This is a genomic window from Bacillus cereus group sp. Bce019, assembly GCF_051781745.1.
Lineage (GTDB): Bacteria > Bacillota > Bacilli > Bacillales > Bacillaceae_G > Bacillus_A > Bacillus_A cereus.
The window spans coordinates 271,326-284,513 of the sequence record NZ_JBPWJX010000002.1; the positions used below are offsets into that span (position 1 = coordinate 271,326).

Below are 13,188 nucleotides of genomic sequence, written 5' to 3' on the forward strand. Positions count from 1 at the left end.
ATGGCAATACAAACACATATCAATGTGACAGTAGATTTTAGTAAATGGAATGGAAATACATATGATTTGCGTATTCCGAATCATCAATCTATTAAATATTTATTAAAAAACTTATTAGATACGCTAAAGATTGATAATCATGAAGGTTCACATTTTGTAATTAAAGTGAAAAATAAGTCAATTGTTTTAACAGATAATGATCGTTTAATTGATCACCAAATAACAGATGGAGATATTTTGCAAGTTTTATAAAGAATATTTTTTACTTTTAGTTATTTGAAAATAAGTTATTACGGGTTATAAAGAAAAGGAGAAGAGGATAAACATGACGGAAAAAATAATTCAAATTGATGCAATGAACTATCAATTTCAAATAGAAAAAGAAAATTGGAAATTGGAGATGACCAAATCTCAAACACGTATAAAAGACTTCCGTCAATTCGATATAATTACGGGCGAATCATCTGAATTTGTACCATTAACAATAGAAGAAACGGATGATATGTTTACGTTTCTATATCAAGTAGATAAAAAATTATATAAGTGGGACGATCTTAGCCGTTTTGGAAGAAATGAGAAATTAAGACTACTTCGGAATGTTGCGCAGTTTCGTAAATATTTAAATAAACGAATCACGTTCTTTTTACATCCAGACAATATAGTTTTTAATGCTAATTTAATACCAAGTATTATACATAGAGGAATTCGAGATATTGTTCCGCCAACCCCATTATTAGAAGAGCAATTTTTAACACAATATAAGTGTCTAATTATTGCTTTATTCTCCCAAAAACATAACTTTGATGATTTGTATGCTGGGTTACTAAAAGATGCAAAAGAAACAACATTTGAACAGACCGTTGCTCAAATGGAAAGCTTAGATGCATTACTGCAGTTTCTTGATGACAGCTTTGAGAAGGAACAAACAAAAACAGAAAAAAATATGCAGTTAGTACCTAAAAAAAGCTATAAATCATTTAAATACTTAGCTTTTTCCTTCATAGCGGCGACAGTTATTTTAGCTGCTCCTTTAATATATTTCACTTTTATAAAATTTCCTTATCAAAATAAATTGTTAGAAGCAAATGCAAGTTTCATAGCAACTGATTATGACAAAGTCATTACGCAATTGAATGAAGAGGAGTTTGAATCATTACCGATTGCATCTAAATATGAGTTAGCATTTGCATACATTACAGCTGAAAAACTAGGTGAAGCTCAAAAGAAATCGATTATGAAAAACATTAGTTTGAAAAGTGATGAAAAGTATTTGCTGTATTGGATGTATAACGGAAAAGGTAATTTTGATAAATCATTAGATTTAGCTAAGACACTTGATGATCCTCAGCTTATTATGTACGGCCTTGTTAAACAAATTGAATCACTGAAAAATAATCCAGATTTATCAGGGGAAGAACGTGATCAAAAGTTAAAAACATATGAGCAACAATTAGATGAATATAAAAAGAAATATGGCAATTCATCAAGCGATAAAAATTTGTCGGACACGGAGAAAAAAGAGTAAGCACTTGATGAGACAGTTGAAAAGGAGCAGTGAACACGGATGGAGCAACTATTAGTATTGACTTATGGAGACAAAATATATAAGTGCACATTACATCCAAATGAGCAATCAATAGTGTCGATTGGAAAAGAGTGGACAAATGATATTACGAATCCAAGTTTAGAACAAGAAGTAGAGTTCAAGTGGAATAATGAAGTAAATGCTTGGATGGTACAGGATCAATTAATAGAATTCAATAAGGAAATTGAGATTGGGAAAACAAGAGATGTGAGCTTGAAAATCTTTATATCTATTGTTGGCACAACTAAAGTGTTTGATATTGGAACGAAACATTCTCTTACAGTGAGTCAAAACGATTACGATGATATTTCTATTACCGGGACTAGTGTAGATTTAATGCTATCTCGCGAAACGTTGTACGATTCTTTTAAAGTGAACGTGTATGGCGGGGATGTATTTCATAATTATACGAAGTTAAAAGATAGCGTTATGTTGGAATCAGGAGACGTATTATATTTTGATGGTATTTTATTGGAGATTGGTAGTGAAGACATTCAAGTACTTTCTTCAGAAGATAAAGTGAAATCTGCGTTACCTATTTTAGTAGAATCAGAAACGAATTATCAAAGTGGTTATCCAGACTATCATCGTTCACCACGTATTATTTACCGTGAACCAGAAGAGAAAATGACAATTGCAAAGCCTTCAAGTATGCCATCAAAACCAACGGAGCATTTAGCAAGAATCATTGCACCTTCACTTGTCATGATTGTCGTAACAGTATTACTTGCAATTTTCATGAAATATGGAATGTTTATTATCGCATCGATTGCGATGACATTAGTAACAATCATTGTTTCTGTCACATCGTATATAAAAAATTTAAAGCAATATAAAGTCGACATTGTTGAACGTGACAAAAGCTACAGAGAGTATATAAAACAAAAAACGAAAGATTTACATGCAGAAAGTGAAAAACAGCGTCACGCATTACATTATCACAATCCAAATGTAGAAGTAATACGTAATATGGCAGTTCAAGTAAATCCTCGAATTTATGAAAAAACAATGTTACATCATGATTTCTTAACATTTAGCGTTGGAACAGGACAAGCTAATACGAGTTTTGAAATTCAATTTAATGAAGAAGAATTTAGTCAAACGAAAGATGAATTAATTGATATAGCGCGTGAACTAAGACAGCGTTATCTATCATTAGAAGATGTACCAGTTGTAACAGATTTAATGAATGGACCAGTTGGTTATATTGGCCAACGCTCTTTAGTGTTAGAGCAATTACAATTATTAGTTGCACAAACAGCTTTATTCCATAGTTATTATGACTTGCAGTTTATTACTATTTTTCCGGAAGAAGAAAAAGAAAAATGGGATTGGATGCGCTGGTTACCTCATGGAAGTGTTCGTGATATAAATGTACGTGGATTTGTATACCATGATCGTAGCCGTGATCAAGTGTTAAATAGTTTGTATCAAATATTGAAAGAACGAAAATTAAAACTAGATGAAAAAAGTTCTACTAATGAAAAAATGTACTTTGCACCGCACTATGTCGTTCTCATTACAGATGAAAAACTAATATTAGACCATGTTGTTATGGAATTCTTTAATGATGATCCGAGTCAATTAGGTGTATCACTTGTATTTGTACAAGATGTTATGCAAAGTTTACCGGAGCATGTGAAAACGGTAATAGATATAAGAGATGCAAAACAAGGGAACATCATCTTAGAGCAAGGAGAACTTGTTAACCGTCAATTTAAACTAAATCATGTGCCAAAAGGATTCAATTTAGAAGATATTTCACGGGCATTAGCACCATTAAATCATTTGCAAAACTTAAAAAATAGTATTCCAGAAAGCGTAACATTTTTAGAAATGTACGGCGTTGAAAAAGTAAAAGAACTGAATATCACAAGTCGTTGGGAGAAAAATGCAGCGCATAAATCTTTAGCTGTACCACTTGGATTACGTGGTAAAGAAGATATCGTAAACTTAAACTTACACGAAAAAGCACACGGACCACACGGATTAATAGCAGGTACAACAGGTTCAGGTAAATCGGAAATTATACAATCGTATATTTTATCTCTAGCAGTCAATTTCCACCCGTACGAAGTAGCCTTTTTACTAATTGACTATAAAGGCGGCGGAATGGCGAATTTATTCAAAAACTTACCGCATTTATTAGGAACAATTACGAACTTAGATGGAGCACAAAGTATGAGAGCGCTCGCATCAATTAAAGCTGAATTACAGAAAAGACAACGATTATTTGGTGAAAATGATGTAAACCATATTAATCAGTATCAAAAACTGTATAAAGAAGGCTTAGTAAGTGAGCCGATGCCGCATCTATTTTTAATTAGTGATGAATTCGCGGAACTGAAGTCAGAACAACCAGAATTTATGAAAGAGTTAGTTTCAACAGCGCGTATCGGTCGTTCGCTCGGAATCCATTTAATATTAGCTACGCAAAAACCGAGTGGTGTTGTAGATGATCAAATTTGGAGTAACTCGAAATTCAAATTAGCATTAAAAGTTCAAAATACGTCAGATAGTAATGAAATTTTAAAAACACCAGATGCTGCTGAAATTACATTACCAGGACGTGCTTACTTACAAGTTGGGAATAATGAAATTTATGAACTATTCCAATCAGCTTGGAGCGGAGCAGACTATGTAGAAAATAAAGAGGATAAAGAACATTTAGATGCAACAATCTATGCAATAAATGATCTAGGACAATATGAAATATTAAGTGAAGATTTAAGTGGACTTGGTAGCAGTAAAGAAGTAATAAGCGTACCGTCTGAACTGGATGCTGTTATTGACTACATTCACGATTACGCAGAAATAAATGAAATTGAAGCGTTAGCAAGACCGTGGTTACCACCACTTCCAGAAAGCGTATATTTACAAGACTTACATGCAATTCAGTTCAAAGAAGCATGGACGAAAGAAAAGAAACCATTACAAGCAACAGTTGGTCTACTAGATCAGCCTGAATTACAATCACAAACACCATTAACATTAGATATTAGTAAAGACGGACACGTAGCGGTCTTCTCAAGTCCAGGCTACGGAAAATCAACATTCTTACAATCAGTCATTATGGATGTAGCTCGCCAACATAGTCCGGAGCATTTGCATGTGTATTTAGTGGACCTTGGAACAAATGGTCTTCTACCTTTGAAAGGATTACCTCATGTAGCGGATACGATTACGATTGATGAATCTGAAAAATGTTTAAAGTTTGTTGAAAGATTAACTCAAGAAATGAAAAATCGTAAACGATTATTAAGTGAATATGACGTTGCAAATATTGAAATGTATGAAAAGGCAAGTGGGAAAGAAATACCACATATTATTATTGCAATCGACAATTATGATGCAGTAAAAGAAGCGAAGTTCTATGAAAGCTTTGAAATGCTAATTATGCAAATTGTCCGAGATGGTGCAAGTTTAGGAATTCATACCTTAATTAGTGCAGGGCGACAAAATGCACTTAGAATTCAATTGTACAATAATATTAAAATCCAAACTTGCCTATATATGATTGATCAAAGTGAAGTAGCTAGTATTGTAGGGAGATCTGATATAAAAGTGGAAGAAACAGCAGGAAGAGCGTTAATAAAACTAGAATCTCCTACATTATTCCAGGTTGCACTACCTACGAAAGCAGAAGATGAATTACAGCAAATTCAATTATTACAACAAGAAGCAAATGATATGGATCGAGAATGGGATGGAGAACGTCCGAAGGCAATTCCAATGATGCCAGAAGTGATTGATATTGCTACTTATCGTAAAAATAAAGACGTTACAAAAGCTCTACAAGCAGCAAGAATTCCAATGGGGCTTGATTTTGCAAACGTAGAAGTTGTAGCTCATGATATTGCAGTGAATGATCATTTAATGATTTATAGTGTAGATGATAGTATGAGAAAACAAATTGTATCTAGCATCCTATCTCAATTGAATAAAGATTATTTTGAAAGTGTGACGTTGGTGGATACAGCAGAGTATAGTTTCGTTCAATATAAAGACGATGTGACGCACTACATTGTAGACGAAAATGAAATCAATATGCATGCGAAGTATTGGATGGAAGTAATTCGTGAACGAGCTCTTGAATTAGCACAAGCAAGACAAGAAGGTAGAGAAATTCCTGCATTCACAAAACAACTCATTATCATGACAAATGTTGAAGAGTTTAGTAAATTTGTTTATTTAGAAATGGAGGATGCAGCGACTTTAATTGATTTATCTCGTACAGTAGGTATTTACTTTGTATTAGCAGGTCACCACGACTACATGGACCGAAATCGTGAAGCTCTACCTATGAAAATGAGAAGTAAACTAACAGCAGCAATTATCGCAATGCCATTAAATGATCAAAGTATCTTCAATATAAAATATATAAGCAACGAAGCACCATTAGGTAAAGATGAAGTGTATTACTATCAAAAAGGGAACATAATGAAACTAAAAATGCCTAGAGTAACTAACGAGGTGACAGTATGAAATTAAAGAAGAAAGCTAAGGTGATGATAGTCGTGTCAATAATGGCAAGTTTATTAAGTGGATGTGGTTTTGGAGAGACAAAGATAGAGTATGAGAGATTAGTAAAGGCGTTGGATGAAGGGGATATGAAGACGGTTATGTCTGCGAGTGATGATGGGTACGCGTATGTGAAAGAAGAGGTTAGGGATAGTACGTTTTGGGCGGAAAATGATAAACGCATTAACGTCGTATATCAAACGACAGGAGCGGTATACAATATCAAAGAAAAAAGGTTCTATGGGACAACTTTACAAGAAATTGCTAGTTCATTAAATAATGAGCAAAAAAAAGAAGAAACTATATATAGAACTAGTATTAAATATGAAGATAATCAATTGAAAAGTCCAGATCAAAGTTTGGATGTTTCGAATGTTCATTTTATATTTGATAGATTGAAGGGAATAGATAGTTTAAAACCAAAAAAAGATAAAAAAAGATTTAGTGAACCATCCAAGGTAACATATTACTTAACTGAATCGGAATTTCAAGAAATAATTAATGATAAGTTAAAGGTGGACTATGATAAATTTGATGAAGCAATATTATTATTGGAATTTAATTCGGCAAAAGATACAAAAGAAAATCCTATGGAATTCACTACGATAAGCATAACGATGGGGTATGAAAAAAAGAATAAAGAAGGTCAATTAATAAGACATGATCAAAAAATAGCAATCTATTTAAATACTAAAGAAGATAATAATGAAAATTCTAAAAACAAATATGAGGAGTATGAAAGACAATATATGAATAATAGGTAATGTATAAAATAGGAGGGAATAAGTGTGGGGAATAGTACAAATGATCTCCAAAGATTTAAAATAAACAGTGATGTAGGAAAATTAAGATTAGCAGCAGCTGATATTTATGCTTTTAATGAAAAAGAAGATGATTATAGTAATCCAGACCCAGGAAAAAATAAGAAAAGACTAGAAGATAACTTTGATGCCGAACTAATAGCAGAGGATGATCAACATCCTCAGACTGGTTTTGGGGCATACGCTCTAAAAGACAACCATACAGGTGAAATTTTTATAGTTTACGTTGGAACGCAACCGAGTCAAATAGGCGATTTAGCAACTGATGGAGCAATTGGACTGCATAATTTAACTAATTCACCTATATTTGGGTCATTAGCGGAGTTTCAGTATAGTCAAGCGGAAAGATTTTATGAAAAAGTCAAAGCGGATAATAAAGGAAAGAAGATAACTTTACTAGGGCACTCTTTAGGTGGCGGAGCAGCGAATACAGTTGCATTAAGACATCAAGAAGATAATATAAACGTATTAGCTTTAAATCCTGCGCCTGTTTTAAATAAAGATGTGGTTAAGTACGGATACGGGACCAATATGAAAAATTGCCGCAGTCTTATAAATGAATATGATCCTTTGTATGGCGCCATTAAAGCCGCAGATTTTGTAATACCTGGACAGGTTTATAAAATGGAAAATGGGGAAGGGCATTCTTTTTTATATGATCCAAAATTTTATTCTGGGAATGGGAATGTAGCAATAGATAAATTGAAAAAGGTTAGCGAAACAGGATTTGATTGGAAATTTGGTTTTTTAGAAATATCAGAATCTGCTGGGGACCTATATAAAGGAATCACTGGAAAAAAAACATTAAGTACTACAGAAGAAGTTGTAGTGGATTTAGTAGTAAATGGAACCCCAGTCAGTGCAATTCTAGTTGCAATAACAGTAGTGGGAGATACTAGTGCTCTAGCAACAAAAATAGCAAGTATAGGTGTAGAAACAGGAAAAAAAGCTTTGAAATTTAGTAAGGAAGTTATACTAGAAGTTAGAAATCAGGTAAATGCGGCTGTGGATTGGATAGAGAATAAATTAGCAAAATGTAAGGAAAAGGTACTTGAAGTGTTAGAATCAGTATTTAACGCAGCTGTAGATTTTTTAGTAGGATGCATTATTCTTTATTTATCACGTGATGAAATTATAACAATTGCAAAAGAAGTAGCATCTTCCCTTGTTCAAGATATTTTAGATGTATTTAAAGGTGACTTTGAAATTGATACAAATATTGCTTCAATTGCTGGAGATTATGTAAGAAGCCATCGCCAATCATTATTAAACTATTTTATGAATGATGGTAGTAGAGGGTTAAATCGTTCATTATTAGTAGAGATTTCCAGAGATGTGAACGAACTTTCAAATGATTTAAAAGAGTTAAGTCAAGACGTTACAGATGCGGTAATTTCTATGATAGCAAAAGATGAAGAGTTAGCTTCGGTTTCCTATTATTGATAAATGTTAAGGAAGGGGGAATGAGGATGGATTTACATATGATAATGTCGAGGGTTCATAGTACATTTCCGGACAGTGGTGGGCGAGATCAAATTATTAACGTTGTTATGCAACTTGAAAAAGCAGCTGTATCTTTGACAGGAGATATTAGAAGATTAGAAAGTAGTATTGATAATAGTTTGCAAGGTAAAACACGTGATGCTTTTATTGATCGTATCCGCCAATTAGAAAAAAGGCGACAAAAAATAGAAGAGAAAATTATCGTGTTAAAAGGATCGGTGAATTAATATGAAAGATTATATGGAGAAAGTTTTGCCTTTAGGAAGTGTAGTGAGGTTGAGTACTGAGGAAGAAAAAGATGTAGAGTATGTAATTACTACAAGAGGAATACTTCTCGATGAAGACACTTTCTATGATTATGGTGGGGTATTACACCCAGTAGGTTTGACGGCAGAGACATATAAATTATTCAATGACTTTGATATTTTAGAAGTGAAATTTGAAGGGTATAAAAATTCTATTGAAGGAAAATTTGCTCATAATTTTAAAATATGGCGAAATGAATTTGTAAAAACGATAAAGAACAAGGCTGAAAATAATAAGTAACAATTATTAATAAAACAAGGGCTATAATATATTTAGAAATAAATAGACTTTCCTCTTCCTACATGGAAAGAGGAAAGTCTATTTTTGATTGAATAAGAATCTAAATATCTAGTATTACGTGGGAACAACATGAAAAAGAACGTCAAGAATTTATAGCGAATAGAAAAAGAATAAAATAAAAGTTGAAATAACATTTGTAAATAATAGTCATAGACTGTTTTTATGGTGGAAATCTATTTGTGAAGAAATGAATCATTTTATCCTATATGATAAAAAAATGGTATATTTTGGTATTTTTATAGTTAGGAAAATGTTATTCTAAAAGGAGTATGTTGGGTGAATCATAGACATAAGAAAAAGAAACCGAAACAAATAAGAAAAGAAGCTGTTCAGATAAAACCGATAGTAGAAGAAAAACCACTAAAGAAGAGTAGCAAAAAGTTAGTTGATATTCTTCTAGGTATTCTTCTTTTCCCAATTTTTATATGGGCTGTCTTGGAAGGTTCTACAACACAAGTAAGCAAAGGGAAGACTTTCCTTATTATCATTTTCTTTCTCTTAATTGCAATAGGGCTATCTATGATAGGAAACAAATAAGGGGGAGTGCAGATGTTTAAGAAGAAGGAGAAAAAAAACATTTACGTTAGATTGGTAAACACACAAGGGGAAATCATTCGAGAGTTTAATTGTACAGAAAAAGACTTGCGAAAAGTAAAAGAAAATGGTACTGAAATTCGTTTGGTTGGAGATAACTCATATGAGATGGTAGCAACCGATGAACAACTAGAAAAACTAGCAAGAGCTGAAGCAGAAATCGAAGCGGAAATTAAGGCATGGGAAGATGCTTTAAATGAGAGTTTGGATGAACGCGAAGAAAGAGAAGCGAGACAGAAGGAATTGAAAGAAAAGAATAAATGGAGTACAAAGAAGAAAGTAATCGTATTTGGACTGATATTCTTTGTATTTATTGGATTACCTATTATCGAAGGGTATCAAAATAGTAAACTAGTTGAAGAAGGTACATCATTACATGCAGAAATTGTAGGTAGGCATGTAGAGAAGGAATTCATGTTTACACACCCCACATTAGTAGTTGAGATAGACGGTAAAAAGCATAATGTATGGGTAAGTGAAGAGACATATAACGGAGCAGAGTGGTTAGGTAGACTAAAAGTCATCAAAACAAAAGATGGTAAAGTTGAGAAAGACCCTAGATATGAGGGGGAAGACTTAATTACGAGTTATTAAGCAGTATGTTTTTAATATTCGCTGCTCAAATTAAATAACATTATTATTTGCAAAAATCGAATCCATTAAAATAAAAAACAAATTTTAAATAACTGTAATAACCTCCTAGCATATTGTTGATGGGAGGTTATCACCTTTCTGAAGATAAAATTAAAGAGCTATATTATCTCGATACAATTGTGATGACAGTAATGTTTTTACTAAGTGAGTGCAGTTTCGGGGAAACAAAAATAGAGTATGAGGGATATGCTTAAGTGAAAGAGAGAAGAATATTTAGAGCTTTTGAGGAGAAAGAAGGCTATTTGAACTATCAAAAGCATTCTGATTATGTACGGTAATTATACATAAAAGATTATCTAAATTTAGTTACACAAAGATGAATGTACTTAAAAAGTTAGATTACATTAGTATATGTAGGTTTCTTATTTATAGGAGCAGTGATTGTTCATATTGTGACAACGATTGATACGTTTAATCAGGCAAGTGAAGGTGCATTTAGCATGAATGAAAGATCCGCTTCCTTTTTTAGTAAAACAAAAGGAACTATGATGAAAGTAACTTCAATATACGCATTAATCCTACTTATTTTGATTTATTTTCATAATGATTATGCGATTGATACTTTTATTGGATATGTAATAGGTACTGTTTTACTATACAAAGTAGCCGTTGGTGCAGCAGAATTCCAGTTATTGGTGTACTGTAGATTCAAATTTAAATCATTTAATATTACGTGGGAAGAGAATGAGAGAATGCGTGGGAGAATTCGAAAGCAAAATACAAAATCCAAAACGAAAAGTAAATAAGGGTGAAATAGAATTTAAGTGTATGAGAATTATTTAAACTATATAGAAGGTGAAAAGGCTGAATGTGGAATATAAGAGAAGAAGATATGGGTCTTTTTAAAATTGAAAATCGAAATCGCTTAAGTCCGGATTATATAAGAATCTTTTATGTAGGAGTTTTTGCATATACTTCTATACCCATGCTCATCATGTTTTTAGGTGTTTTGCTGAACGGTGATAAGATTTCTTTAACACCATTTGAAACATTTTTGGTACGATCTGAGGTAAAGTTATACATTTTGGAGTTGATTTTTTTAATAATTTTCATGTCTTCAAAGGTTGCTTTTAAATTACAGAAACTCCAAGCCATCGTGACTTTATTTTATTCTTTTCAATTAGCAACATTACCATTTATTGTTATGATGGTTGAAGGAATGTTTGATTTTCCAAGTAATAATAAAACGTTAGTTTATATTGGTTTAATAGTGTTAGGGGCGCTTTGTACTCACATTGTAACTACAATTGATGTTTTTAAAAAGGCAAAACATGGAGGATATAAATCGGAAGGACCAGCTGTCTCATTTTTTACTAACGCAAAATTATATTTATCGATTGGAATGACAATTGGTGTAATGGTTCTACTTATATTAATTTTTTTAAATCTTAATTATACATTTAGCCAAATGGCAATTTATGTTGTACAAACAATAATATTATATACATTCGCTGTAGTATCAGCAGAATTCGTCCTGTTAGTGTATTGTCGCTTTAAATTCCCATCATTTAATATTACGTGGAAACAACATGAAAAGGAACACCAAGAATTTATAGCAAATAGAAAAAGAATAAGAGAGAAAGAACAAAAGCGAAACAAAAACTGAAATGAAAGTTATAAATGATACTCGTAAACTTACATTGAAGATAGAATGAATACATTATTCATAAATTAACTAGTAAAGGGAGGAATGTAATATCTTGAATAAAGATTCTAAAGCTGTAAAAAAAGAAAAAGGTTTATTTGAAAGTGTAATAGCACCTATTATTGTGGGGATTATGTTTATCTTTTTAATTCTATATAAAATAGCAGAGTTTCTGGGGAAGTGGCTCATTATTTTGTCAATACCGAGCTATATTGTTACTATGTTTATTTTTTTATACCAGAAAGAATATGGAGGTGTATTGGTTTGTGGAATAGGCTTAATACTAATGCTATCGCTGTATTTTGTGTTTGTTAAAAAAAGTAAAAAAGGCTAGTTTAATATGAAATACCAAAAACATTTATTTACTCTTAGTTTGTCTACAAAAATAGAGTTATTACATGATTTTAGAAAAGATGGTGTAATTATATGTGGAATATAAAAGAAGAAGATTTAAATGAATTTAAAAGTACTTGCAAGAATCGCTTAAGTCCCGATTGGGCGACAGGATTTATGTTTGGAACGATGTTTTTTATTTCTTTAATAATGTTTTTTCTTATTGGAGGGTTAATAAGGTTTGGTTGGAGTTATTACCCGACTCTCTTTGATAAAATAATTGTTAGCCTTGAGTTGGTGCTTTATAGTCTTCAAGTAATTTTTTTAATTATTTATTTGTTTCCTAAGATGCCATTTAAATTTCAGAAACTACAAACACTCGTGGTACTATTATATGCGTTTCAGCTAGGCACTATAACATTTACAATGTTGATAATTCCAGGAGCGTCAAATTATTCAATTGATCAAGTTACATTAATGTATGTCGGGTTATTATTTTTAGGTGCAGTCATTTTACATATTTTAGCGACTATTGATACTTTTAGACAGGCAAGTAAAGGGGCATTTAATACGGGAGAAGAGTCCTCTTCATTTTTTAGTAAAACAAAGAGGACTGCAATTAAGTGTGCTCTAATTTATGTGTTAACTCTTCTCATTTTAATTTATGTGCATAATGATTATACACAAAATATTTTAGGATTGTATGCGGGAGGAACTCTAATCATGTACGCGGTAGCCATAGGTGCAGCAGAGTTTCAATTATTAGCCTATTGTAGATTTAAATTTCCATCATTTTATATTTCGTGGGAGTAACATGAAAGGGAACGTCAGAAAAGACTAAAGCTTTATGAAGAGAAGGAAAAAAGAAAACTAAAGAAATAAAATAAGTTTTGGTTTCTGAAAATTCGAATAGAATATATAAGCAA

General features: G+C 32.1%; 10 protein-coding genes and 4 pseudogenes. All 14 read left to right on the plus strand.

What is annotated here, in order from left to right:
* The 14 genes and pseudogenes from ACS2QP_RS04805 to ACS2QP_RS04870 all read left to right on the plus strand — a co-directional run bounded on the left by ACS2QP_RS04805 (nt 1) and on the right by ACS2QP_RS04870 (nt 13,144).
* A complete protein-coding gene (locus ACS2QP_RS04805) occupies nt 1–252 on the plus strand; it encodes an EsaB/YukD family protein (RefSeq protein ID WP_001007571.1) in 252 nt (83 codons plus the stop codon).
* Between the two features lie 73 nt (nt 253–325).
* A complete protein-coding gene (essB, locus tag ACS2QP_RS04810; protein ID WP_000136612.1) occupies nt 326–1,525 on the plus strand; it encodes a type VII secretion protein EssB in 1,200 nt (399 codons plus the stop codon).
* Between the two features lie 39 nt (nt 1,526–1,564).
* A pseudogene (locus tag ACS2QP_RS04815) lies at nt 1,565–1,846 on the plus strand (FtsK/SpoIIIE N-terminal domain-containing protein); the annotation flags it as partial.
* Nucleotides 1,841–6,070, plus strand: a pseudogene (gene essC, locus ACS2QP_RS04820) (type VII secretion protein EssC); the annotation flags it as partial. The pseudogenes ACS2QP_RS04815 and essC, both read left to right, overlap by 6 nt.
* Entirely contained in the window at nt 6,067–6,870 is an 804-nt protein-coding gene (locus tag ACS2QP_RS04825; RefSeq protein ID WP_139365809.1) for a DUF3952 domain-containing protein, read from the plus strand. The pseudogene essC and the gene ACS2QP_RS04825, both read left to right, overlap by 4 nt.
* Nucleotides 6,871–6,894: 24 nt before the next feature.
* Entirely contained in the window at nt 6,895–8,370 is a 1,476-nt protein-coding gene (locus tag ACS2QP_RS04830) for a lipase (RefSeq protein ID WP_078420703.1), read from the plus strand.
* Between the two features lie 26 nt (nt 8,371–8,396).
* Nucleotides 8,397–8,657, plus strand: coding sequence for a hypothetical protein (locus ACS2QP_RS04835; protein ID WP_000363091.1), 261 nt, complete (start codon nt 8,397–8,399; stop codon nt 8,655–8,657).
* Between the two features lies 1 nt (nt 8,658).
* Nucleotides 8,659–8,976 (plus strand): DUF4176 domain-containing protein, encoded by a 318-nt coding sequence (locus ACS2QP_RS04840; RefSeq protein ID WP_000656387.1) that lies wholly within the window; start codon nt 8,659–8,661, stop codon nt 8,974–8,976.
* 336 nt (nt 8,977–9,312) lie between these two features.
* On the plus strand, nt 9,313–9,573 hold the full coding sequence (locus ACS2QP_RS04845; protein ID WP_242283742.1) for a hypothetical protein: 261 nt from the start codon (nt 9,313–9,315) through the stop codon (nt 9,571–9,573).
* Between the two features lie 12 nt (nt 9,574–9,585).
* Nucleotides 9,586–10,224 carry a hypothetical protein gene (locus ACS2QP_RS04850; RefSeq protein ID WP_000473566.1) on the plus strand — a complete coding sequence of 213 codons (639 nt, stop codon included), beginning with the start codon at nt 9,586–9,588 and terminating at the stop codon, nt 10,222–10,224.
* A 398-nt stretch (nt 10,225–10,622) separates the two neighbouring features.
* Nucleotides 10,623–11,030: pseudogene (locus tag ACS2QP_RS04855) on the plus strand (hypothetical protein); the annotation flags it as partial.
* A gap of 62 nt (nt 11,031–11,092) precedes the next feature.
* Nucleotides 11,093–11,890, plus strand: a complete 798-nt coding sequence (locus ACS2QP_RS04860) for a hypothetical protein (RefSeq protein ID WP_326234888.1) — start codon at nt 11,093–11,095, stop codon at nt 11,888–11,890.
* A gap of 94 nt (nt 11,891–11,984) precedes the next feature.
* Entirely contained in the window at nt 11,985–12,263 is a 279-nt protein-coding gene (locus ACS2QP_RS04865; RefSeq protein WP_001990239.1) for a hypothetical protein, read from the plus strand.
* Between the two features lie 92 nt (nt 12,264–12,355).
* Nucleotides 12,356–13,144 (plus strand): annotated as a pseudogene (locus tag ACS2QP_RS04870) (hypothetical protein).
* Nucleotides 13,145–13,188 lie beyond the last annotated feature (44 nt).